The sequence below is a fragment of the Acinetobacter sp. 243_ASPC genome, from assembly GCF_001054715.1.
GTDB lineage: Bacteria > Pseudomonadota > Gammaproteobacteria > Pseudomonadales > Moraxellaceae > Acinetobacter > Acinetobacter soli.
The window spans coordinates 61,502-84,823 of the sequence record NZ_JVOR01000095.1 but is presented as its reverse complement, the minus strand read 5'-3'; the positions used below and the strand labels follow the sequence as shown (position 1 = coordinate 84,823).

34 protein-coding genes are annotated in these 23,322 nt (G+C 39.7%); 8 read left to right on the top strand and 26 right to left on the bottom strand.

Annotation, left to right across the window (positions count from 1 at the left end; all coding sequences use genetic code 11):
- Positions 1-36 precede the first annotated feature (36 nt).
- Positions 37-1,104 carry a tyrosine-type recombinase/integrase gene (locus ADA42_RS12520; RefSeq protein WP_048765563.1) on the top strand — a complete coding sequence of 356 codons (1,068 nt, stop codon included), beginning with the start codon at positions 37-39 and terminating at the stop codon, positions 1,102-1,104.
- A 26-nt stretch (positions 1,105-1,130) separates the two neighbouring features.
- Here the strand turns inward: ADA42_RS12520 and ADA42_RS12515 are convergent, their stop codons facing one another.
- The 7 genes from ADA42_RS12515 to ADA42_RS12480 form a co-directional block, all read right to left on the bottom strand.
- Complete coding sequence (locus tag ADA42_RS12515) at positions 1,131-1,427, bottom strand: hypothetical protein (protein ID WP_048765560.1); 297 nt, start codon at positions 1,425-1,427, stop codon at positions 1,131-1,133.
- Positions 1,428-1,436: 9 nt separating this feature from the next.
- Entirely contained in the window at positions 1,437-1,790 is a 354-nt protein-coding gene (gene ssb / locus ADA42_RS12510) for a single-stranded DNA-binding protein (protein ID WP_048765559.1), read from the bottom strand.
- Entirely contained in the window at positions 1,787-2,095 is a 309-nt protein-coding gene (locus ADA42_RS12505) for a hypothetical protein (RefSeq protein WP_048765557.1), read from the bottom strand. The genes ssb and ADA42_RS12505 overlap by 4 nt, the downstream gene beginning before the upstream one ends.
- 584 nt (positions 2,096-2,679) lie before the next feature.
- The gene (locus ADA42_RS12495; protein ID WP_048765556.1) at positions 2,680-2,928 is read right to left on the bottom strand and encodes a hypothetical protein; all 249 of its coding nucleotides are present in this window, start codon (positions 2,926-2,928) and stop codon (positions 2,680-2,682) included.
- Positions 2,929-2,958: 30 nt separating this feature from the next.
- The gene (locus tag ADA42_RS12490) at positions 2,959-3,231 is read right to left on the bottom strand and encodes a hypothetical protein (protein ID WP_048765554.1); all 273 of its coding nucleotides are present in this window, start codon (positions 3,229-3,231) and stop codon (positions 2,959-2,961) included.
- Positions 3,228-5,978, bottom strand: coding sequence for a toprim domain-containing protein (locus ADA42_RS12485; protein ID WP_048765552.1), 2,751 nt, complete (start codon positions 5,976-5,978; stop codon positions 3,228-3,230). The genes ADA42_RS12490 and ADA42_RS12485 overlap by 4 nt, the downstream gene beginning before the upstream one ends.
- Positions 5,979-6,048: 70 nt before the next feature.
- Entirely contained in the window at positions 6,049-6,228 is a 180-nt protein-coding gene (locus ADA42_RS12480; RefSeq protein WP_048765550.1) for a hypothetical protein, read from the bottom strand.
- Positions 6,229-6,319: 91 nt separating this feature from the next.
- On the opposite strand from ADA42_RS12480, the gene ADA42_RS12475 reads away from it, so the two are divergent.
- Positions 6,320-6,664, top strand: coding sequence for a helix-turn-helix domain-containing protein (locus ADA42_RS12475; RefSeq protein ID WP_048765548.1), 345 nt, complete (start codon positions 6,320-6,322; stop codon positions 6,662-6,664).
- 7 nt (positions 6,665-6,671) lie between these two features.
- On the opposite strand, the gene ADA42_RS12470 is transcribed toward ADA42_RS12475, so the two are convergent.
- The 4 genes from ADA42_RS12470 to ADA42_RS12455 form a co-directional block, all read right to left on the bottom strand.
- Complete coding sequence (locus ADA42_RS12470; protein ID WP_048765545.1) at positions 6,672-6,881, bottom strand: hypothetical protein; 210 nt, start codon at positions 6,879-6,881, stop codon at positions 6,672-6,674.
- 102 nt (positions 6,882-6,983) lie between these two features.
- The gene (locus ADA42_RS12465; RefSeq protein ID WP_048765542.1) at positions 6,984-7,805 is read right to left on the bottom strand and encodes a Rha family transcriptional regulator; all 822 of its coding nucleotides are present in this window, start codon (positions 7,803-7,805) and stop codon (positions 6,984-6,986) included.
- A gap of 100 nt (positions 7,806-7,905) precedes the next feature.
- Positions 7,906-8,109, bottom strand: a complete 204-nt coding sequence (locus tag ADA42_RS12460; protein WP_048765541.1) for a hypothetical protein — start codon at positions 8,107-8,109, stop codon at positions 7,906-7,908.
- 3 nt (positions 8,110-8,112) lie between these two features.
- Positions 8,113-8,307 carry a hypothetical protein gene (locus ADA42_RS12455; RefSeq protein ID WP_048765538.1) on the bottom strand — a complete coding sequence of 65 codons (195 nt, stop codon included), beginning with the start codon at positions 8,305-8,307 and terminating at the stop codon, positions 8,113-8,115.
- 305 nt (positions 8,308-8,612) lie between these two features.
- Here ADA42_RS12455 and ADA42_RS12450 point away from each other — a divergent pair, with 305 nt between their 5' ends.
- The 6 genes from ADA42_RS12450 (at position 8,613) to ADA42_RS12435 (ending at position 10,991) form a co-directional block, all read left to right on the top strand.
- Positions 8,613-9,182 (top strand): hypothetical protein, encoded by a 570-nt coding sequence (locus tag ADA42_RS12450; RefSeq protein WP_048765535.1) that lies wholly within the window; start codon positions 8,613-8,615, stop codon positions 9,180-9,182.
- 98 nt (positions 9,183-9,280) lie between these two features.
- Positions 9,281-9,454, top strand: a complete 174-nt coding sequence (locus ADA42_RS18495; RefSeq protein WP_161798550.1) for a hypothetical protein — start codon at positions 9,281-9,283, stop codon at positions 9,452-9,454.
- A complete protein-coding gene (locus ADA42_RS12445) occupies positions 9,455-9,847 on the top strand; it encodes a hypothetical protein (protein ID WP_048765532.1) in 393 nt (130 codons plus the stop codon).
- Between the two features lie 75 nt (positions 9,848-9,922).
- Complete coding sequence (locus ADA42_RS18075; protein WP_081407834.1) at positions 9,923-10,108, top strand: hypothetical protein; 186 nt, start codon at positions 9,923-9,925, stop codon at positions 10,106-10,108.
- A complete protein-coding gene (locus tag ADA42_RS12440; RefSeq protein WP_048765531.1) occupies positions 10,108-10,542 on the top strand; it encodes an excalibur calcium-binding domain-containing protein in 435 nt (144 codons plus the stop codon). Before ADA42_RS18075 ends, ADA42_RS12440 begins: the two co-directional genes overlap by 1 nt.
- A 5-nt stretch (positions 10,543-10,547) precedes the next feature.
- Positions 10,548-10,991, top strand: coding sequence for a hypothetical protein (locus ADA42_RS12435; RefSeq protein WP_048765528.1), 444 nt, complete (start codon positions 10,548-10,550; stop codon positions 10,989-10,991).
- Between the two features lie 103 nt (positions 10,992-11,094).
- Here the strand turns inward: ADA42_RS12435 and ADA42_RS12430 are convergent, their stop codons facing one another.
- The 15 genes from ADA42_RS12430 to ADA42_RS12370 form a co-directional block, all read right to left on the bottom strand.
- Positions 11,095-11,313, bottom strand: coding sequence for a hypothetical protein (locus ADA42_RS12430; protein WP_048765526.1), 219 nt, complete (start codon positions 11,311-11,313; stop codon positions 11,095-11,097).
- Positions 11,313-11,513, bottom strand: a complete 201-nt coding sequence (locus tag ADA42_RS12425) for a TraR/DksA C4-type zinc finger protein (protein WP_048765524.1) — start codon at positions 11,511-11,513, stop codon at positions 11,313-11,315. The genes ADA42_RS12430 and ADA42_RS12425 overlap by 1 nt, the downstream gene beginning before the upstream one ends.
- Positions 11,498-11,749 (bottom strand): ogr/Delta-like zinc finger family protein, encoded by a 252-nt coding sequence (locus tag ADA42_RS18070; protein ID WP_081407833.1) that lies wholly within the window; start codon positions 11,747-11,749, stop codon positions 11,498-11,500. The genes ADA42_RS12425 and ADA42_RS18070 overlap by 16 nt, the downstream gene beginning before the upstream one ends.
- A 134-nt stretch (positions 11,750-11,883) precedes the next feature.
- Entirely contained in the window at positions 11,884-13,206 is a 1,323-nt protein-coding gene (locus ADA42_RS12420; protein WP_048765522.1) for a contractile injection system protein, VgrG/Pvc8 family, read from the bottom strand.
- Positions 13,203-13,628, bottom strand: a complete 426-nt coding sequence (locus ADA42_RS12415; RefSeq protein ID WP_048765520.1) for a phage tail protein — start codon at positions 13,626-13,628, stop codon at positions 13,203-13,205. The genes ADA42_RS12420 and ADA42_RS12415 overlap by 4 nt, the downstream gene beginning before the upstream one ends.
- 6 nt (positions 13,629-13,634) lie before the next feature.
- Positions 13,635-16,226 carry a phage tail tape measure protein gene (locus ADA42_RS12410; RefSeq protein WP_048765519.1) on the bottom strand — a complete coding sequence of 864 codons (2,592 nt, stop codon included), beginning with the start codon at positions 16,224-16,226 and terminating at the stop codon, positions 13,635-13,637.
- Positions 16,227-16,240: 14 nt separating this feature from the next.
- A complete protein-coding gene (locus ADA42_RS18065) occupies positions 16,241-16,345 on the bottom strand; it encodes a GpE family phage tail protein (RefSeq protein WP_265103378.1) in 105 nt (34 codons plus the stop codon).
- Positions 16,346-16,380: 35 nt separating this feature from the next.
- Entirely contained in the window at positions 16,381-16,725 is a 345-nt protein-coding gene (locus ADA42_RS12405) for a phage tail assembly protein (RefSeq protein WP_048765517.1), read from the bottom strand.
- A 67-nt stretch (positions 16,726-16,792) separates the two neighbouring features.
- On the bottom strand, positions 16,793-17,308 hold the full coding sequence (locus ADA42_RS12400; protein ID WP_048765515.1) for a phage major tail tube protein: 516 nt from the start codon (positions 17,306-17,308) through the stop codon (positions 16,793-16,795).
- 12 nt (positions 17,309-17,320) lie between these two features.
- The gene (locus ADA42_RS12395) at positions 17,321-18,493 is read right to left on the bottom strand and encodes a phage tail sheath protein (RefSeq protein WP_048765514.1); all 1,173 of its coding nucleotides are present in this window, start codon (positions 18,491-18,493) and stop codon (positions 17,321-17,323) included.
- A 202-nt stretch (positions 18,494-18,695) separates the two neighbouring features.
- A complete protein-coding gene (locus tag ADA42_RS18785; RefSeq protein WP_053086588.1) occupies positions 18,696-20,822 on the bottom strand; it encodes a phage tail protein in 2,127 nt (708 codons plus the stop codon).
- Positions 20,823-20,833: 11 nt separating this feature from the next.
- Positions 20,834-21,439 carry a phage tail protein I gene (locus ADA42_RS12385; RefSeq protein ID WP_048765512.1) on the bottom strand — a complete coding sequence of 202 codons (606 nt, stop codon included), beginning with the start codon at positions 21,437-21,439 and terminating at the stop codon, positions 20,834-20,836.
- Positions 21,439-22,341, bottom strand: coding sequence for a baseplate J/gp47 family protein (locus tag ADA42_RS12380; protein WP_048765510.1), 903 nt, complete (start codon positions 22,339-22,341; stop codon positions 21,439-21,441). Before ADA42_RS12380 ends, ADA42_RS12385 begins: the two co-directional genes overlap by 1 nt.
- Positions 22,338-22,685 carry a GPW/gp25 family protein gene (locus ADA42_RS12375; RefSeq protein ID WP_048765507.1) on the bottom strand — a complete coding sequence of 116 codons (348 nt, stop codon included), beginning with the start codon at positions 22,683-22,685 and terminating at the stop codon, positions 22,338-22,340. Before ADA42_RS12375 ends, ADA42_RS12380 begins: the two co-directional genes overlap by 4 nt.
- The gene (locus ADA42_RS12370; protein WP_048765505.1) at positions 22,685-23,314 is read right to left on the bottom strand and encodes a phage baseplate assembly protein V; all 630 of its coding nucleotides are present in this window, start codon (positions 23,312-23,314) and stop codon (positions 22,685-22,687) included. Before ADA42_RS12370 ends, ADA42_RS12375 begins: the two co-directional genes overlap by 1 nt.
- Positions 23,315-23,322: the final 8 nt, after the last annotated feature.

Genomic DNA, 23,322 nt, shown 5'->3' with positions numbered 1-23,322 from the left:
CTGTTCTGTCTACATAAAAAAGGAGTGTTGTTTTAGATGAGTATTTCGGTTTATCAAAAACCAAATAAAAAGTGGAAGGCAGATGTTGAACTTGAAGGCCTTCGTAAAACAAAAACATTTGATAAGAAAATTGATGCAACGAACTGGGGGAGAGCAGCTGAACGAGATCTGATATTAAATGCTGCTACAGAAGCAGCTTTACAGAGCAAAGTAGTACTTACATTGCGTGAAGCTCTACAGCGTTATAGCGATGAAGTTTCAATATTTAAAAAGACTGCCAAAAAAGAACGCCAACGTATAGAGTATTTTAAAGAAGTGTTGCCTAATGTTGATTGGCCACTCCAGACGTATAAGAGTGAATTTATTAAGCAGTGGGAAGATGCTGTTACCAAGAGATCTATACGCCCGTTAAAAGCATCGACCGTATTGCGTGATTATTCGTTGTTATCCTCATTTTTTAACTGGTGCAAGCTGGATAAAAAGTGGATTAACTTTAATCCTGTTCAGGAAATACGAAAACCAAAGAAGCCAGATAACCGGGAACGTCGGGTAGAAGAGCACGAACTAGAAAAAATGCTAATTGCATTGAAATATAAACCAGGTACTGTGCCAGAAACCAAAATGCAGGAAGTGGCTTTGATCTGGTTGATTGCTTTGGCCACGGGTATGAGATCTGGAGAGATTGTCAATCGTTTACCGCGTGATATTGTTTTGGCCAGTCGTTATGTTCAACTGGATGATACGAAGAATGGATCCTCCCGTAGGGTTCCTTTGGATGATTTTGCACTGCATTTGTGGTCATTGGCTATGAAAATTGATCGGAAGGGGAGTCCTAAAGTCTTTACTGTCAGCAATTCTTCACGGGATGCACTATTTAGAAAGGCCCGTAAACAGGCTGGTTTGGAAAATGCAGATTTAACTTTTCATGATTCACGACATGAAGCTGCTTCACTTATGGCCAGACGCATTAAAAATGCGCTGACTTTGTGTAAGATTTTTGGTTGGAAGGATCCAAAACAGGCATTGACCTATTACAACCCGACCAATGATGAGATTCTGGATGAGTTGAATCAAACAACTGGTTTAAGCCGGTTACTGGCTTAAAAAAGCCACCTTACGGTGGCTCTGGATTAATTGTATTTCACATTGGTTTTGTCAAATGCCATCCCGAATGAAATAACATCAGTAGCTTTCCAACGTGACACGGTACGGTCACTCCTCGCCGATGTAGGCAACTCTCGGCTCGGTGGGAAATGGTGATTGCTAATAATATGTCGCTTGGTGTAATCAAGTGAATATTTAAAATAATTGGCAATGTCCTGTTCATCCCAAAGCTGGCAATCGATAGGGATAATTGGTTTTGCATCAATCTGCTTCATAATTTTAAGAAGCGTTTTTTCAATAATAGAATCAATATTTATGGTCATAGTTTATCCTTATACTGCACTGGCTTGTGGTGCGCTATCAAGTGACTGAAAGTTATTGGCTCTGACTTCAGTGATATATCGTTCCTGGTGATTTTGATCTGTCCATTTACGTGTATGCAGTGAACCTTCAATGTAGACCTTGGAACCTTTCTTAAGAAATTGGCATGCGATTTCACCCAGTCGACCGTTGGCGACAATGCGATGCCACTCGGTTGATTCACGCCATTCTCCCGTTTGTTTGTCTTGCCATTTTTCTGATGTAGCAATGGAAAACTGGGCATGGCTGCCACCATTTTGAAATTGTTTTGGAATTGGATTTGCTCCAAGTACACCCACCAGTATGACTTTGTTGACTCCTCTCATGGTTTGTTCTCTTGGTCTAATTCACAACGGCATTTACCTAGGCGAAAATATTCAATTGGTCCCGGTGCATCTATTGGTGAAAATTCACCACGATGAAACTCATAGGTTTTATTTTTAGCTTTAATTTGAAAAACATCGCCATCGATTCGGATGATTTTTCCAGTAAACGCTCGTTGGTTTACACTCAAGCGACCTTCACCGATTGGTCTACTTGTTTCAATCATGCAGTTGACTTCATCACTGACCTTAAATGAATCAAAATCAGGAAGAATAAGACCGCCACATTTACAGTGATATTTAGACATGATTTTTGCCCTCCAAGCCTTGTTCTTTACGGGCTTTTGTTCCTCAATATCATGAATATCAATTGCTAGACGTATAGCTTGATTTGCTGCATCAACCATCGTGGTAGCAAAAATCCACTGGCAACGGTAATGTCCACCAATAGAACAAGAGAGAAACTTTCCATCTTCTGTAAAACTAAAGCCTCTTGGAATTGCTATATGTAGATTTACTAGAAATTCAAAGTTGCTATGATTAAGAACTAGATCATTGGCATGTTCTTCATTCCAATCGCGGTCAGTGTATTTATTTATGCTGTCTATAAACTCCTTTAATTGAGGATATTGCTCAACCAAATCAGTAGCGTTTTTAGAGTCCATATCCCCCAGAAATTCTTCAAAGCCTTCAGGAACTCTGTGTGCAACATTTAATGTTGGTACATGTAAAATAGTGCTGAAATGAACATTGTTGTTAAACATGTCTTTAGCTAACTGAGATGTAAACTTTTCACTTGCTTGGTTTTCTACGTTAGAATCGTTTTGCATAATTGCTCTCCGGTGATTGTGTGACACATGCAGAAGCGGCAACTTCTGTATGTGTTCTTAAATTAAAGGCATTGAAATAAATGGCTGTAAAATCTGTGACCTCTAAGATCCATGCCTAATTTTTCGTACAATAAAAATAGGTTTTCATGGTCGAGTTGACCTAAAGCCCATGAAAAGGTTTCGTATTTATTGGGCATGAGAGCCAATCGATCAATTTTTTCTTGGACATATCCTGCGTCATTTGGGAATTTTTCACGTAGTACTTCAATGATTTTTTGACCTACATAATCTAGGTCTTGTTGTGTTGGCATAGCTCTCTCCTTCAGTTGAGGGTATAAAAATTAATGATCGATACGTTGACTCGCTTGGATCTCTTCGGATGATGCAAGTCTTAGCTCTGATTTATGAAAGTGTTGAAGAAGTTCATCTTTACAATGACAGACAAAATTGTTCATAAAGACATTGCTTTCACTAAGAATTTCCCAAAGTTTAGGTTTGGTTGATTTATTCACTCGAACAACTTTGTCTCCAATTTTAAGTTCCTGTTGTGGTTGTTCTTTATCAATGAATGGCAATTCGTTTGGATCAAGTTCAGGCAATTCTTGTGTAATCATGCTTGTGTAACTCCATAACTTGGGTTGGAAAAAATCCAGCATTTGACGGTGCGACGACGGTCGGGCATTTCACTGTCGGCATTGAGGTTTTTCACGTTGTCTGCTGGATATCTGTTTGAGCTGACAGCTCGGTTAGATTCGATGAATTTGTAGCGTTGTGATGATTTGAGTAAATTTTTCATCACGGTAATTTCAGGCAGCTTCTGGTACTGCATGGCAGCCACTTTATAAATTTCATTAAGATTGATGGCCACGGTTTGGGCATCGTTATCATGGTGGTTCAGACTAAATGCGCTAGATCTGCCACTTTGTAGATATTCAAAGGCTTCCCAGAACTGTTCCACTTCCTGACAATCACCATTAAGCTGATCGACTCTGGCTTGAGCCATATCCATGAGCATCGTTTGTGCTGAAGCGACTTCTTCATAGTCCAGATAGCCATTGAGTACATGCTCTGCGATCGCTTCAATTAAAGCTGCAATCTGGGCATGGCAAAGTGCAATCCGGGTATGGGTAATGCCGACATGGTGATATTGATCTTCTAGGCTCTTTAAGCGTTCCTGATAAGTATTGAGGATCTCGTTTTCTTTGCGTAGACAATGGGTCATGTAGGTACATGCATCTTCTAGCTCAATGCGGTCGAGTGAGTCGACAATACGCTTGGTTTCGAGTGACTGGCCTTTGCGATCAAACGCTAAGTGTAAAGTACGAGTCAAAATCGCTTCAGATGCTGCAATCGCACTATTCTGTGAAATCATGATGGCACCACGGAAAGGTGGCTCATAGGTTTCATTGCCCGCAGTCTTTAAACCTTTGGAGCGAATGGCACGGCCGTTAAAGGCATCTTTGAGTTCATCCCAACTGAACTTGGCTTGTTTGACGCTATTGCCTTGGGCATCATTACGGTCGCCCTCGATGAGTACCACTGGAAGATTGGCGATTTGGGCAAAGTTACGGTAAATGGCCACGTTGGTGGATTTGTTGGCATCAAAGCCTTCGTAATCTTTACGGCCAGAGAGTTTCCATAAAAATTCGATCAGGCGTGATTTACCTGCACCCGCTTGGCCAATAATCTCGATAAATGGATATGAGCTATGTATCGAGCGGATTTGTTCGGCAAAGTAAGAGCCTGTCCACCACGCCAGAGCGATGAGACCTTTATCACCCCGGACACGATAAAAGTCTTTCCACCAGAATGGCTTAAACTCTTGTTTAGGGTTTATGACAATATATGGTGTTTGTGCCAGTGTTTTAACTTCCATACGTTTAACTTTGAAATAGTCATGTTCATTGATATGAACAATATTGCCGTCATGGACTGCATAATCATTGAAAATATAAGTTTTGAACTCTTTTGAATAACCGATGAAATCTGTGGTATTGACCCGTTTTATATTTTCTGTACGTGGTTTGATGTAATTGATCAATTGAGCAGTAGATCCAGTCCACCATGCACCTTCATAAACACCAAGCAAACGATCACTAAATTTTTCAGCATTTTTGATCATGCTTGAGGTAAATGTGATATTGAAATCAACCTCTTTTCCCATGACTTGAACGAAATACCAAGATTCATCAGTGATTTCATTACGTTGGAAATAAATAGGTTTAATTAATCGATTACAAACTTCTTGAACAGCAGAAGCATCACGTAAAGCTTGTTCACGTTTTTGTTCGTCATGCATATCAGCAAGGCTTGGATTATCAATCGCTTCTTTTTCGATACGATCTAACGCTTTGTTATATTTGTCGTAATCCAGGTTAAAGCTATATAAATGATAGTTGTGCTCAAAAAAGAATGTCTTTTGGCGACCTTCTTTGAAGTTGTAAATCAGCAGTCCTGCTTGTTCGGCTGATTCGGCAATGAGTAGTTCACCGTAATGACGGTACTTGGCACGTTCCTCACTGTGGAGTAGGTCGTGCATCAAGAGGTCATTCCAGTCTAGGTTTTTGCCTTTGACCTGATGCGGTGGTAGAGCGGCTGAAGATGCCCATTTTTCCTGAAGGGCTTTGAGGTGAAATTTCTTGGCTGTATCTCTGCCTGTTTTGTCGTTGTCAAATGCCCAGATTAAACGTGGTTTATCTTTCTTCAGTTCATGGCAGCGTTCTTCGATCAGTTTGAGTAATACGGATGGATAGTTACTGGTGGTCATGGTAGCAATAGCGGGCTGACCAGCTTGAATCAGTGCGATTGCATTAAAGATGCCTTCAGTTATCCAAAACGATGAAGCATTGCAAAGGGTGTCAAGGTCATGAAGCGTCCAGTACAGACCTTTGTACTCACCTATAAAGTTAGCCTTTTGACGGCCAAAGCGTTCTGGACGGTCGATAAAGCGTTCCCAATAAATACCTTCAGCCAGTTTGAAACGAACTGTACCGGTGTAAAGTCCTGGATATTTTTTTTCGTGGCTAAAAGTGTCCTGAGTGTATCGACCTTTAAGCGGTGCAATATCAAGTCCACGACCATGACGTAAATAGGCATCCGCTGCGGCATGAGGATTGACCTCAGTCTTTGGAAATTCTTTTGACCAGTCCTTGAAGAGATCTTCACAAATATCTTTGACGTGTTCTTCATAACCGCAGTTATTTAAGCGACCGCATTTCACCACACGTGGGGTAATAGCGTGGGTGTAGCATTCTTTTTTGCTGCACTGTGGGCATATCCCTTGTCTGTACCAGTCACCTTCACGTTTAAAGTTGAAGATCTGGTTAAGACGTTCGTCTATGCGTCTGGAAATATCTGTCATGAATCACTCAATTGTAAAGCCGTGTTTTAGTTTTTAGTGTGTTTTGCAGTAAGGATAACTTCTTGAAAAACTATGCTTTACAATCCGTTGCCGCGCATTTTTCAAGGAAGGCATCTAGCAAAACACGGGTCTTTTTTTTGCGTGATTCGTAGGCTGCTTTTTCGATTAGCTCTAACTCGCTGTCTGTCACCCGGACAGCAATAATGTTGTCGCGATTCTGTTTTTGTAATTGAAGGTTTTTGGTTGGCATGTTTAAATCCTCATTAATCGTGACTTAGTGACTAAGTAAACATAAATTATCACGATAAAAGATGATTTGAAAGTGCTTTTAAGGAAAAAGTATGAAAAATGATGATTTAAATAATCGTGGTACACGTTTACGCGATGAAAGAAAGCGTTTGGGGATCAATACTCAAGATGAACTTGCTGAAATATTAAAGGTAAAAAAGAATTCAATTGTGCGCTACGAGAAGCATAATGCACCGCTTGATATGGATCAGCTCGATTTACTGGAAGATCATGGGTTCAATATCGAGTTTATTTTATGGGGAAGTACTGAGATTAAAAGTAGTGATTTACCTGAAGATGAAATTAATTTGTTGAATCTTTACCGGGCTTTAGATGTAGATGCAAAGAAAGGGTTGTTATTGATTGCTGACACTTACGCCCAGCAATCAAAGAAATAGGCATTATTTATTGGATGGCTCTTTGAATGTCGACAACCTGCTTATGTAAGGTGATAAACATAGCAGAGAGTTCTTCTGCTTCCAACGCAATGTCTTGCTGCATTTTGGTTAAAAGTGATAGCGTCAATTGTAAATTTTCTATTGGTTTTTCAATTTCTATCAGTTTTTGTTCCGCGGTCATTGCTTTTGTGTCGTGAATATCGATAAGACTGTACATATTTCTCCTTCCTCTTAAGAAGTCGCTATTTTGCTGAATGTCGGCTTAAAAAAATACTAGGGTGCGACAATTATAGTCGCACTATTTCACTTGAATATGTAACTAATTCAACATAAGCGGTTGATGAGTTTTAAACACCCAACATTTCAAAGTTTTCTGGGTCAATACACTACTGACCGCGTAGTTATGCTGCATATACACAGGGTAGGGGCTTCGGCTTTGCATGAGTATGGCTGAAAGCTGTGTTTTGGGTGGTAAGCCTTCAATGCTCTGGTAGACCTGTGTCATGTTGAGTGCCAGGATCTGTTCGCTACGGCTGTGATTGAGTCGTTCGATGCCATAGTGCTGTACGCTCTGCCAGAAGTCGCTGAGGGTTTTATTCTGGGTGAGGTTTTTGGTATCGAGTGATAGACACGCCACGGGGATGACTTCCCGACACAGTTTGGCTCGGTCATGCCAGATAACTTCGGCATCTTGCATCATGCCGCTGCCGTCGTAATGGATCTTACTGACCGTATAGATCGGCCCGCCTGCTTTAAGCTGCACCGTAGCACCGACATGGATGTGTGAATGGTTGCCTTGTGCGTTGTAGAGCATGGCTGCCATTTGGTTAAAGGTGTTGATGTAGGCTTCTTTGATACGTGCAGCAGCAGCTCCAGTAAAGCCCATGACCAAGAAAATAAAGCCGTCTTTGGTCATTTCATAGTATTTGGATTCACGGGTTGCACCGTTACCAATTTCTATGGTTTGAACATGCCCCCAAAAATGGGTTGATGTAAATTCAGGCGAACATTCTAAGCTTTCGATTTTACGAATTACATGATCATGACGTTTATCAAAAATCTCAGCCACTTTTAGACTGTTGGTTTTGACTTGTTCATCCTGAATAAATACAGCATCGTCGATCTGGATTAATGTATTCATGGCTGTGCTCCCCAATTTTGTGACTTTGAGGCATGGTACAACGTTTTATCGCTAAAAAAAGGCGCAGAAAAGGCGCACGAGAGGTGCGCAAAATATTTGGTCATGGCTGTTGCTCCTGTTGAATGAAGCGTTGATCCATGAGATCCAGATAGTCCTGTTTTTGTTGTGGGGTAATTGCTCCAGTAAATAGGTGAGCATCCAAAAAACCCATAAGCATGAAGCGGTGCGGTTGGAGATCTGATTGACCATCGGTAAAGTGAACAAGATCTTCAATATAGTTTTGAATCAGTTGATGTGTTTGCATGGCTCATACTCCCCAAAATAAAGTGGAGAAGGTAAAGCCAGCCACGCTGATAAAGATGGCTGTATCAGTCAGATTTTTGAGGAGTCGTTGACGTTTGATTTTGCGCTGGCGTTGCTGATAAGCCGCCAAATCGTAGATAGGTGAATGCTCTTTTAGATTATTTTTGGTGCACGAATGCATAGAAGCGAATGTTTTCATTTGCTGTTTCTCTTGTCGGTTTAAAAACCTGACACCAAAACTTCCTACGGTAATGGTGACAGACTGAACAGGGGTAGGAATACCGTGACAAAAGAAACGGCCAGCCCGAAGGCTGCCCTGTCCAGCCTGCCAAAAAGCAGCAAAGCTGAATTTTACGCAAAAAAATAGCCCGAGACGGACTTTTATGCGTCTTTTGTCAAAATATTTCAGGTTCCTACGCCTGACCAGAGATTTTGCTCTGGTAAAAAGAGAGTAACTTAGTTACTATTTTGGAGTCAAGGGGTTAAAATAATTCAGTCTATAAAATGAGAAAAATTCTTTCTATTCTATTGTTTATATTTACCTTATGTATTTTACCTTTTCTTATTATTGTTGAGTTGGTTTCACCAAATAAATCAAAAGTAATTAAAAATGCATTGTTAAAGCTTGAGAATAAAATAAAGGGAGAGGAAACTTCGAAAGAAGTGAAAAATATCGTCTCTCAGTTGTCAGAACCTCAATTCAAAGAGCCAACACGTTATGTTTCACCTCCAACTGGAGAGTACCAACCTTGGAACCAGATTCCTGATTTTGTAAAAAAGAAAGATGAACTTCTAGATGATTTAGACTTAGCTGGATTTCGTTATGTTTTGAAATATAAAGATAGATTTGGCAATGTAACAACAAGAGGTGTAGATATCACTGGGGTACATAAAGAATACGGCAATAACCGTTGGTATTTTTTTGCGAATACAATAAAGGGAATAAAAACCTTCAAGTCACAACGTGTGATTAGTTTGAAAGATCAATGGTATAGCCAAACCTATAGTACCCCACAAACTGTTCGTGAGCATTTATTGGCTAGCTATGATGTTATTGAGGATATTGAAGACTAAACTTCATTTGTTTTAGTATCTGGGATACTTTATAATCAAAAAAGCAACTTAGTTACTAATATTACGCAAGAGATTTGCATAAAAATTTGGAGGTGTGTATGGGACACATGGTTGTTGCTGATACTGACAAGAAAAAAACTGAATCTGCGCCTGTATTGATTGATATTCCTCGTATGGAAAAGGCGTTGGCGTCTAAGCGTTATCTGATGCCACAGGGTTTGAGTCGTGATGAGATGATACAGCATATTTTAAATACCGCTAAGGAAGATTAATTGGTTTTTATTTTTGAATATGCAAGGCAGTTCGCAAAAGAGTTTGTACATTATCCATTAGATCAAAAACAAGCGATTGCAGATTTTTTAGTGTTGTATCAACAATATGGTTTAAAAGATTTTTCTAAATACAAGGGAAAAATTACACCCTCTTGGAAGGGTGTAAAAGTTGGTTCAGATGTGTATGAATATGCTCATCGAAATAAGCTTTGGCACTATCATATTGGTATTCCTGAATATTTGAAAAGTCTGTATGGGGAATATTATACGTCTGACTGGGTGCTGCATTTTATTAGAGTATCTGATACTCACATTGTGATTGTTGATGTGTTATTTCACTATAAATCTGATGGGATATTTCATTTACCTACGGAAAAGTATTTAGAATATTGAGTTGTAATATATTTAATAGACCATCTTCTAGATGATAAAAATATTTAAGTTAATAATAATTTGGTGGGGATCATTATGTTTAGTAAATTTTTATCTGTAGTCATGATTTCATTGTGCTGTGTATCTGTTGCGAATGCAAAATGGCAAGGACGTGAACCTTGTTCTGGGAAAAAGGGTGGGGTTAAAGCTTGTACAGTTGATGGCAAATTTATGTGCAAAAATGGAACATTAAGCGCATCTAAAAAGAAATGCACTAAGTAATGATTATAAACTTAAACGCTATTCGTCTTTTTATTTTTGGTTTTATTGGAATTACATCGGTGATGACTGGCTGTGTGTATTATGTCCCATATCCAGTTGAAACGACTCCACCACAAGTGCAAATAAGTACTATAAATAAAAAATTGCCAGTGACGGCTGAAGAGGCACGACGTTTATATGATGCTCAGGTTCAACAGCGTACCATTAATAATCCATTTGAAGATGAACAGCCTGCCAGCAGTCAGAATAGTAAACCTAAAGTGATTCGTCAGAGTAATTCGACTCCTCCGAGTAATTTAAAATGTGGTAGTTATCCACGAACGTGTAGCCAAATGACGAGCTGTAGTCAGGCAAGAGCTGCTTTAAAATGTGGTAATACACGGCTAGATCGGGATGGTGATGGTATTCCGTGTGAAACGATTTGTGGTGGATAACATAAATGATTAGATTAAAACTCATAGCAAGTATTTTGATTTTAGGTCTTACATCCTGTTCGAACGAATCAGAAATTACTTTACCAAAAGTTGCTCAAGTTGGTGTAGGGAGTGCTGAAAATATTATAAAAGCAGCAGATCTCCAGCCTGTAAAAATGATTGATAGTACAGACAGCCGTGATGCTGTTAAGAAAATTTATCAATTTGAGGGTATTCAGACACAGTTGGAATTTAGTGAAAACTATATTTTGATTGCTTGGCATCAACATGATAAAGCCAGTTTAGATAAAGCAGTCCGTTTAGGAATGGCAACGCTTGGTAATGATGCAGGATATTTTATTCACAAGGTAGATATTCAGGGTGAGCATACTGAATATTCAATTCAAGGGTATAAGTTAATACAGAATTCATGTGTATCTAAGTTATGCTTAATCAAAATTGAACGGTAATCTATTTCATAATTTTAAAGCCCCTTTATTTAAAGGGGCTTTTTTTATCCAACAATATAAACAAACATGGCACTACTGATCGTCATGCCAAGGATCATCCCGATCAGGACTGGATATAGCCACATGGATCCACCACTTGTACTTGATCTTTATGATTTTTGATGGCATCCAATAACATTTCTTTATCTTCAGTCTTAAGGTCTTCACATACTATAATGACCAGTGGTTGTTTTAAACGGGTAAATTGATAATCCAGTATCATCCATAAAATGAGTAATGCCACAATAAAAACAACAATGAAAAAAATCAGAAAATTTGTCATTAGTAAAATCTCTTGGAAAGTTTTTCTTGTGTATTTTTGCATTCGATACAAAGGGTAATAGAGCCATAGCGTTGACGTTCTACTGGAATGTCATTGCCACATTCTTCACATTCAGTGAGCGATGCCTGACTAAAATCTTTGGGTTGAATCTGAACCTGTTTAAGTTGTAGTTCTTGTGCGAGATCTATGTTGTCGGGCATGTGTTTCTCCCTGCATTTTTAACATGATCAGAAACAGGTAAATGAATTTCTGGATTAGGGATAGAGGGAGGGGATAGCTGGAACTTGAGTTCCATAAATCCTATGGCGGTAAAACCACATTCTAGATTTTGACATTGACCTCTGTAACGTCGGAGTACAGGGCTTTCTTGTTCACTATGACGTATAGAAAAAGCAGAGCCACAGTGTGGACATTTCAAAGGCTTTTTTCCTGGCATATATAATCACCATATATCGATATTATGTTTTACAATGATAATACATAATCACTATAAATAGTGATGTATGATTGCATATGTATCGAAAAATAATGCCTTTTTATAGTCCTTGCTTACCCCAGCAAGGACTTTTTTTATTTCCCTTTTTTTGCTTTATCAATACGGGCCTGTTCACGTTTTAAAGCAGCCATTGCAATTTTCTTAGATTGATATACACCAATATAAGGTCTTAAAGGTTTAGTTTGATTACCTGACTTTAATGAAAGATCTTTTCCTTTCTCTCGATAAAAAACGATAACACCCGTATAGTCCGCGTAATTTCGACCTGTTCTTTTTTTACTATGTTCCTTTTTCTTCTCTTCTTCAGTTTGTTCCTCTTTACCTTCAAATAGGGTAGAAACATCATCTGCTTCAGGGAGTTGGACTTCAAGTTCAACAGTGGTGGTAAGGCCACTGTCATTAAGGGTATGGGTTAGATTGGTTCCGAGCCAAATGATGTCATCTATTTCAGGTTTTAAACCCACAAATACAAATTCTTGTTCTGGTATAAGTTGAGGATTGCCTAACGCCAAGGAATAAGTGAGCTTTTGGGCTGAACGTTTACAGCGGTTATATTCTGCATTTGCAGCCAGTTCTGCTGTGGTTTTGTCTCGATGAATGTAACGGATCTCTTTTACATTATCTTCACTATCGCCCACTGTGACGTGAAGCTTTTTAGCTTTTTTTTCAACGTAATAATAAGCTTTGACACCAGTGATACTGTCGGTGCCTGTACCATTGGTGTAATTATGTTGGTCGCCCATTTGACGATTGATGGTGACTTGGGGGAGATCTAAACCAGATGCTGTTTGGCTTGCACCCCGTGGTAACAATATAAGATGACCATTTTTAACCGTTGCAATGGCATCATGTTCATCGGCTATCCGGGTAATCAGGTTTGCGTCACTCTCATTCTGTGCAATGTACTTAATGATTTGTGAGGCAAATTTTTCATGAATAATGACCTTAAGATTATAAATATCACCAATGGTTTCGAAAATCTGTTGAATGGTGAGATTGCTCCAGGCACGTTCACGCTTTTGCTTTAAGCCTTCAGATACATCATTGCTAAATGCTGTAATGGTTAAAACATCTGGTGCACCTCGATGTGATGTCGACTCAACTTTATAAACGCCCTTATCAATCAATCCTGTATTTGACCAGCCTAGCCAAACCTGTATTTTTGCCCCTTTCGGTGGAATACTCAATTTTCCATCCGAGTCATCCAACTCAATATCAACTGAATCGACCACCAAACCGCGGTTGTCCTTAATTGATAATGACATCAGCCGTGTATGAATTTTTGCTGTAATGTCGATGCCTTCGACTTCTATCCTAAAAATTGGAGTTGGATATTCTGCATAGTCATCATAGTCAGATTTAGCCTTTTGAATGAGAGACGTAATATTTTCAATCATGGATACATTCCTATCCCGATAAGAGAACCAAGTGAAGAATATTTCCAGTCTTTGATAATTTTAAGGGTAATGGTGAACTCGGTTTTACGTGCTGCGCCATCTTTAAAAAAATAGGTTTTGGTTTCATCCAGACTTTCGATAATGACTAAACCATAGTAGTAGCCTGTACCATCAATCAAGGTAAAAGCTTTGCCAGTATTTGCCATGTGACGAATAATATCCATGGTGGATCTGATCCATGTCAGCTCATGGTAAATTTCACCCTTGAGTGTGATGGTATCTTCACCTTTCCCTACGAACTGATATGCTGGCGACGCTCCAACACGGCTATTACTCGGATGTCGCCAATTGGTGACACGCTGTAGTTCCTGATATGCCGCAGTTTGTAGAGCAAATACAAATAAACCTAATGCCATCATCATTGTAATTTACTCCGTATCCGTTAAAAATTTACGTCTAGCATTTTGCTCTTCCTGAGCGACACGCTGTAGTTCCTGACGTAAAGCATCAGCAGTACCTCTTACAACGGAACCTTCCTTAACATGAATTTGAATATTGATATCCCCACCAGAAAATGAAGAGGCTCTGTTGCTACCTGCCATGATGGGTTTGACTGGGGTGGTTTTAACACCAGTACCCACAACATTCTGTGTGGCCTGCTGAGTAGCTTTGACTGGTAAATTATGATTTTGAGCAATCCCCATGGCCATACCTTGCATGGTGTAATCGCCGATACCCATAAATACACGTGAAGGGGAATGGATATCTAATATTTTTTTTGCTTTTTCAATGACACCACTGACCGCACCTGTAATGGCATCCTTGACTGCATTCACCTTGGACAATATACCGTTTTTTAGTCCTAATAAAATCATGGCTCCAAAGTCCGTAAACTTCGCGGGGAGATCGATCCCGAACCAGGATAAAACTTTTGCAAATGCTGAATAGAACAAACCGATAGGAGACCAGTTAATAATCAGGGCACTGATACCTGTAATTCCTCCGCTAAATGCGGTCTTTATTTCATTTATTTTGGCACTGAACCAAGCACCAACAGGGGCAAAAATGTTTTTGATTCCTTCCCAAAGACCTGCAAAAAATTCTGATATTGGCCCCCAGTTTTTATAAATGAGAAAAGCAGCAGTGGCCAGTAGTGTAACTGCAAGAATGATAGGGTTAGCCATCATAAATCTGGAAACTGTTAAGAATATTTTTCCTAAACTTAGTAAGCCACCTCCAAGCATTTTGATTGGCATCAGGAACATTTTAAACATGCCTGTTACTAGGCTAAATCCACCGCCAAGCCCACTCAATGACATCTTGAGTAATGCCAATGGCCCTATAATAGTAAATAGACCTAAAGCAATTGCGCTAATACCGCCAACAAGCAAAATACCACCAGCAATAACTTTTGCAATGGTATTGGCAAGTTGTGGGTTTTGTTGCGCCCAAGTGGTAACTTTTTCTGTAACATTGGTAAAACCAGTAATAAGCATTTTAAATTGTGGTGCTAACTGTTCACCAAATAAAGCAAGCATACTGGTGAAGGTTCCTCCAGCTGCATCCTTTAGATTTTTTAGAGTACTTAATTGGGCATTCACACGAGTTTGAAGATCAGCCTGCGCTTGCATTTTGGCGATCACCTCATTGTAGCCAGTTTGCCCTTTATCAATTAGTAGATTTAATGCCTGAATGGTTTCAGCATCATTGCCAAACATGTCAGAAAGGATAGGTAAACGTGCTTCAGTGGAAAGACCTTTGAGTTTTTCCAACTGTTTAAACATTTTATCTAGGCCTCCGAACTCACCTTTACCATCAGTAAAGTTCATTTGAATTCCTGTGCCACTATCTTTTAATGCTTTTGCAATCCCTTTGGAATCCATCATGGATTTAAAAATTTTGCTAAACGCATTACCAGCACTTTCACCTGCCATTGCTGCCTGATCTGCCATAATAAGAAGAGGGGCTATAGCTTTTGCGCCTTCCAAACCTTCAGCCTTAATGGTTTTCATGCCAGCAGATATTTTAGAAAAACCAGATAGCATATTTGTACTATCAACGCCTAGATAATAACTACGTTGAATAACATCCATTAAACTCAGCATATCTTTTTCGGTGGTTTTGGTAGCATCCTGCATTTTTGCTGCAAATTCTGCTGCATCGGCAAAAGGCATTTTCATTTGAACACCTAGATAGCCCGCTGCTTCACCAACACCTCCTAAAATGGCTTTGGCTGAAATGCCTTGTTGAATAAGTACTGCCATCATGTTTTGGAAATCAGCTGTTGTACCTGGTAATTTTGTTCCTAGACCATTTGCCAATTTATTAATCTGTGCATATTCTTTGGATACTTGACCATTTGCTTGCATCATGGATACTTTCAAACCCATAGCAGCGTCCTCAGCGTCCTCATATTGCTTCATGGTATAACCAATACCAGCAGCACCTACAGCACCGACGGCTAAACCTTTTTTTGCCAGATCTGATGCCTTGGCCATACGTGATTGCATTTGCTCATATTGTTTCTGGGCTTTCTGGTGTCGTTCCAAAGAATCTTTTTGTTTATTGATCTCCATTGTGGTGAGATGAATCTTGTTCTTCAGCTCTGATTCATCATCAGCCAATCTATCAATGCTAATACCTGTCTGATTGAGTTCTCGTACCAAGGCGGTCATTTCTGTACCTTGTTTTTTCTGAGCATCTTTAAGGCGTTTTTGTGCAGCTTCAGCTCGTGCCAACTCTTTGACCATTTGTTCTGTTGGTGCACCAATATTCATTGCAGTTTTAAGCTGCTTGATCGTTTCTTTATTTTTCTGAATCGCTTGTGACGTTTTTTCAGATTGTTCCTGAAGCTGTCGGAAACCTGTAACCTTGCGCTGCTGGGCTTCTAACGCTTTTAATTCTGCTGAAGTTTTTTTAAAGGCATCCGACAAAGTTTTAGAGCCACCGACAATTGTTTTCATGGGCCCTGTTAATTTATCGACTGCATTAAAAAGGACTTCAAGTTTTAAATTTGCCATGGGTGGACTCTATATTATTGTGATGAATGACGTTTGAGTGCCATACGATGCCATTTGCTCAGTTCACTTAGATCCATGTCATCATAGGTATTGGGTGGCCAGTGAAAAATAACGGCAATATTGGCAATTGCTTCATCGACGTTATCGACCAGCGTTATGCCGTCTGAGCCTTGATTTCCTGTTGTAAGGCTTTCGGGTACAAAAAAGTGACCAAATGCCCTCCCAATTGGGCAAAATCGACAGGATCCATTTGATAAATCTGTTGAGGGGTTAGAGCTGGAGAAGTTACCCGTGGTAGTACTTTACAAAGTGCATCCACATCATGCTGGTAAATGGCCTGTAGACTCGTACCACTTAATGCTTTTACGCCTGGCTTACGAATGGTGATTTGAGTAATCATATTGTCACCCATACGAATTGGCTCTTCTAAAGTCACTACTTCCTCATTTGGGTTTTTGATGAGGTCTTGATTTGTTGCTTGCTCAACTTGCAAATTCATACTGATCTATCCTAAAAACTAAAGAAAAAAACCTTGCACAGGACTGGCCTATGCAAGGGAAGGAAACTTATAAGCCAATGGCATTACGCTGTTTTTCAAGTCGATCAACACCGTTGATCACTTCCTTGAAGCCCAGAATGTCGATTTCAACTTCAACCACACCATTTACAGTCAATTTGTAATAAGTACAGTTTGTGACAACTTTATGCTCGGTATCTTCACCTGGTTCCTGGTCGCCCATGTCAATTTCTTCATGACGACCTTTAACGACAACCTCGACTGAATCCACTTCACCAGTATCATCACGCTGATATGCACCCGCAAAACGTGTGTACACACCATCAATTTTTTCCATGCCAAACTGACGAAGTGTTAAAAGCTCTAGGCCACCGAAAGTAGATTCAAGTACCAACCCGTCGTCACCAAAACCTAGATCGACCTTGACGGGTGCATTCATACCACCGCCACGGTAATCTTCGGTTTTACGTGTCAATTTAGGTAAAGTGACCGTTTTAATTTGACCTAAATAACTATTACCTTCATTGAAGTAATTCATGTTTTTAAGCTTGCTTGGTAAAGCCATGCATTAAACTCCTTAAGCCGTCACGGTTGCTGCAAAGTCAGCAAGATACTGATCTGTGATGCGTTGACGGAAAGTTAGATCTTCTAACGGTGGGACAGGGGTGTAGTCATAGTCGGTGACCAATTTACCTGCTTTCAGGGTGTCCTTAGTGTTGGATTCAGGATCGAACCAGGCATCACCACCAATCATGTATTTGTTACGAACCAACTCTCGAATTTTGGCTTTTAGGCCTTCAATGATGTCGGTGGCCAGTGAGCCATGCAGTGGTAAATCATTTGCCCACATATGCGCTTCAGCAACGGTATCAGCCAATACCTGTGCTGTACGGGTGTAGTTTTCAAATGGGAATAAAGGATCATCCGAACATGTACGAGAACCCCAGAAACGGAAACCATCATGTTGAATCAAGGTGGTGATCTCATTTTGGTTTAAATAACCTGCATCGGTCGCTGGATCCTGAAGATCCCACGTCACATCTGCATCAATACCGGTTACACCAGAAACAGCCACGTTTGAAAGTGTTTTATGCCAACCGATTTCATTATCGATTTTTGCACGTAATCCCATTGCAACAGCAACTGCTGGTACTGTTTCGGATTGTGCTGTAGTTGTATTGAACGCCACGAAGTTTGGCCAGATGAGCATGAGCTCACGTGCAGCAAAGCCTTCACGATATGCAACAGCTTCTTCCTTGGTTTGACAGTCCCAGCAATATGCATATGCAAATGCTCGTAACTTCTTTGCAATAATGACCAGCTCAGTGGCCACAGCCTGTGTATCGAGTCCAGGTGCACCGATGATACGTGGCTGAACACCAAGTTTAGATTTGGCTGTTAGTAATGCTTTAAGTCCAGTGTATTTACCTGTTGACGTAACGGTACCTACGACATTGGCCGTTTGTGTTGCTTCATCTACTGCGCTTGCTACACGTACCACGACACACATTGAGTTTGCTTGGTTGGCCATTGCCTGAAGAGCAGTGCGTAAGGTGCCTTTAGTGCCAGCTTTTGCAATAGCAGCTTGTGTATTAGTCAGTAGAACTGGAATATTTTCTGGAAAAACGTCTGGATCTGCGTCCTCGGCAGTGGCAACAAGGCCTTGTACTGCCGTGGCAATGGTACGAATCGGTCGAATCCCTTCGTTGATTTCGACGACGCGTACTCCATGGTGATATGTATCTGCCATAAAAAAGCCTGTTTATTGAGGTTTTATTTCAACAAACAGGCTTGCATGAGATGAAGTAAAGTTTAAGTTGTGGATCATGTAAAAGCAGGGTTTACATGATTGTATCTGAGTTATATAGAAAAGGATTTAAAAACCCCACGATTTAAGCGTGGGGTTTTGTAAGAGGGGATGCTACAAATTATCTAGGATCAATTAACATAAATTAAAGTAGTTTCTGCCAAGTTATGTCTCCATCTGTATTTTGGTAAATCTTCCCATCTGAGGAATAGCCAATTCTTTCTGAAAGAGATCCTGCTGCATATTTAACAGTTGGTAATGACCAATTTACTGATCCTGTTGCTGAACAATTACGAGTGATGAATGCGGCTGATCCATTAAATTTAAAATTTGTGAATTTAACGCTTTCAAACGTTGCATACATAACTGTCGCTAAATCACAATTTTCAATTGATGAGTTTACAACAGTACAGGTTTTAGCCGGATCACCATAAAAATTCTGTATTTTACAAGCACTGAAAATTGAAGGTTGAGCAGAAGAGTTACTTCCTGTTTTGTATACATTTTCAATATTTAGACGATTGAATTGAATTTGTCCCTCAGCAACCTCAGACGAATCTAATGAGCCTACATTTTTAATCGAACCACCATTGACGATAATATTTGAGGCTTTAAAGCCAAAAACAAAATCCTCAGCTTTGATATTATTGATAACAACATTACTTGTTAAACCGAGTTTATTACAAGTCAAGTTATTAAACGTCATACTGCCTTGCATGGTATGCTGACCATAACTCAAGGCTTGAAGGGTATTAAAAGTTAGGCTTGAGCCATACTCTCCAAAGCAGTGTCCATGAACTAAAACCGCATTCATTACACTTAATGTGCCATCCAATCTGACGTAAAAGTCATTTTCAGAGTCTGAATGAAATATGGCCTGATTAATTTGGCTATTATCAATATTAATCAAATGATTTTTGTCACGGCCTACAACATTATCAAATGAACTTTTATTAGTGATATATAAGCGTTCAGCATGGATGTTATCGATTAATGAGCGAATAGTCTTAATCATATAAATACCACGTTGATAAGATTGCTCAACTTGTAATCGTCCAATGTGCAAACAATTTGTTGTGTCGTCTATACTGCTGCATCTAAATGCATAATCGTCATTATTTCCGCAAAGTTCAACAGATATGTCCGGAAATACTGAATCATGAACAGATTCGAGATTGAGTCCTGTACCATTAAAATTCTCAACACGTATTGCATCTATTGAATGCCAAGATCCTTTAAATACGACTCCATTTAATCTTTTGCTGCGTGTTTGACAATCGATCCTCAAAAATCCGACCAAGCGAATTAAAGAACGTCCATCAGTCCACGTCGAGTATGGATTCCCGAATAATACTGCATAGTTTTGGGGATAATTTCCATCTGGATTCACTGAAATATAACTATTTCGATCCGAGAAAATTTGAAGATGATAGATGCCATTAACTACACCATTGATTCCCCACACTGACCCTCTTATGTCGACTTGCATTGATCTTTTATTGGCTGCAAAAAATGCTGCGTTTAATATTTTTTGATCATCTATTTGATTTGGATGACCAAACCATTGTGCTTGAAGAATATTCGACGTTAAAACTCTTCTCCAACGTCCTACATTACCTGCACTTAGAATAAGAGCATTATCAATATCTTCAGTTGATGATTCATCATAAATAAAGTTACCACTGAAAAAACTATTCTCTTCACCATTTCTTGTTTTTATGAAAACGGTTCGGCCTGGCCACTTTTCAAAATTTTCAAGATCACTTAATTGATATAAGGTCGTTGCAGTATTTTGATAAATTTCTAGTTTTGTATCATTAACACTTTGAATGGTCGCCATAACGACTGAGGCATCAATTTTCAATTCAAAATTAGCTGTATTATCGATCTGTAGTACAATTCGGATAGTCTTGATCTGTGCTGTACCTTGATCACCACTTGGTTTGTAAGTTGGAGGATAGTTTGCATAGGCAACCATGACATTCCCAGCCCATAAACCAACTTCACGGATATTAAAGCCACCAACCGCACTAGGTATAACCCCATCAGCCTCTAACCAATTTGGATTATCTTTAGAAGGTGCAAGGCGGTTTAATGCTGTTCTATAAACTTCGTTTACCATTTGCGTGAATTTTGCATCAGGTGTTGGAAGAGATCCGTTACCATCGCCAAATGACATATGGGTAATACCGAGTTTCGTTCCGTTTTGAATAGATTCCCGAAGTAATTCCAAACCTTTTTCAGTGAAAAGCGAATGATAAAGTGCTGCCATATTTTTATGCTCTATAGGGGATAAATACTGGTGATTTCATGCTCGTAAAAAGCAAAGACTGGATAGATCAAAGAGTTTGGATCATCAATTTTTGGATAAATTGTGACGTCATCACCGCCATAACAACCACATGCCACGTTGGTTTCGCCTTGTACATTGATGACATTGATCTCGATACCTTTCAGCTCGCGTGTAAGTGGTTTTGCATCGTTTAAAAGTTCAACCAATGTTTTAGATGTTTTTTCTGAAAGTGCACGGCCATTGGTTTCAATAGTGATCTGGAATGTGCCTGGCTCATTCATTGGTGTTTCTTGCCACCATTCATGAACTGTCAGTGAATAACCGAAACTTTCTACAATGGATCTAAGCGCATAATTGGTGCCCTTATAAGTGTGAACCTTAATGGAGTTTTTGATTTGTGCGCGTTTAACATCATCAGGCCAGTCATCTTGCCAACGGTCTACCGAGAACTGCCAAGCTAAAATAGATAGAAAATCAGTTGGAGCATCATCGATACGAATCAAACTTGATAAATTGGTGTTGAGTTCAGTTGCTTTTGATGTAGTTTCGACAATCTTTTTTTCAAACGGTGTAGTATTTGGAGGAAGTAAATTCATTATTCATTCCTCACCGTTAATTTGACATTGGTACAGAATGCTGCCTGAAAATTATTGATATGTAGCTCGGTAGTTGGGCGGATTAATTCCACTCGTTCAACACCAGAAACTTTCAAAATTGAATAAAGATCAGAAAAAAATACACCTTTACCGATCCGCTTTGGTTCGGTGGTATAAGCTAAAACATTGTCTTGTGCTGCCGCTAAGACAGGATCTGTTTCAGGTACATTTTTAGTCACCAATACGGCTTCGATTCCGTAATTAATGATCTCTGCCGATTGCACCAAAACTCGGTCACCTGTTGGGCGTTTTTTTTCTGCCGAAACATAGTTGTAAACAATGCTGTTTAAGTCGTCAGTCGATGCATTATTCTCAGTATCTCTTTGAAGAATAGTTAAAAGTGCATGTGCCGGGGATGGTGATGAGCATTTCACATCAGCAACACGGCTATCAGCAGATAAAGTATGGAACTCATAAGCTGACTCAGGGCCAGCAACACTTAAAGCGTCTAGCTTTTTTTGGATACGATAACGAAAATCTTCGTCTGCTTCATAAATAGCAGATGAAGGTGGGGTTACAGTATTATCGGCTGCGGTAATTAATAGTCGGGTGACATCAAAGTTGGCTCCCCAGACATCTAAATCTTCGTTTTTTGCAAATGCAAGCTGTGTGGCCAAAGCCTTTTCATTAATCTGATTGCGCAAAATCATTTCCCGATAAGCATTTTCTTGTAAATACTTATTGACGGGTTCACTTTCACGGCTCAGAGTTTTACGAACCGTTTCTTGTTCATCAGTCGGGTAAAGAGAAATGAAATATTCTTTCCGTTCAGCCAAAATGGTTTCAAAGTCGATGACATCAACAAAATTGGGCTTTGGTAATGAATTAAAATCAACACTCATAAGGCAGATCCAATAGATAGGGGAATACTTAAAGAGGCTGGTTGATTGCTGTCCACCAGATTGCAATTCATATCTAAAAAGTAAGAGCCTTGTTCATCTGACCCAAGAGAAATGGAATTAAGTACAATGCGATCTTCCCAGCGTAAAAGGGCAGTTGCTGTTGCCGCATAAAGTTGTAATGTTGTAATGTCATCAAAAGGTGCATCAATTAAGCGAGGAACCAGAGAGCCATATTCACGACGCATAATCCGAGTACCAATGGGTGTAGTTAAAATATCCTGGATAGATTGGCGAATATGATCTAATTCGCTGCTCAGCAGTCGACCATCTTCACGGGACATCATTACTGTGGACCTCCAGTCGTACTACCACCAGATTGAACCCCACTATGTTTATGGTCAGTTAAACTAATACCACTGGCTTGAACATCGCCTTCAGTACTAAAGCTACCTGTAGAGTGGCTGGATCCTTGAACCAACTGGCTACCTTGCACAGTATTATTTCCAGTCATAGCAGTACTGCCATTGATTTGCAGATTGCCATTGATGGTGGTGTCACCATTTACAGTGATGCCTCCATCAGCAGTAATTGTGGCTTTACCACCTGAAGGTAAAATAGCTGATAATTGGTGGGCAGCAACGTCATAGGCAACAAGGCAACCATCTGAGAACATACGGATTTTTTGATTCAAATCATCAGATGGAGCTGGATGTGCATCGTTATATAGGCCATATAAAACAACACTAGATGGTCCAATATCGCCACAGGGGGAAAGGACGATAACTTCTTCACCAATGGATGGTGCATCCCAAGTCGAATCTGAACCAGAACGGATATTGAAAAAACGAATTTCAGGCGTGTCCATACTGTCGAGATTGACCACGACACGCGGGATAGGTTTAGACGGATTGATGGCCTTGATGGTTCCAAATCGAATTAGATTTTCAAGGCGACGATTAAGGTCAGCACTCATGCCAACAC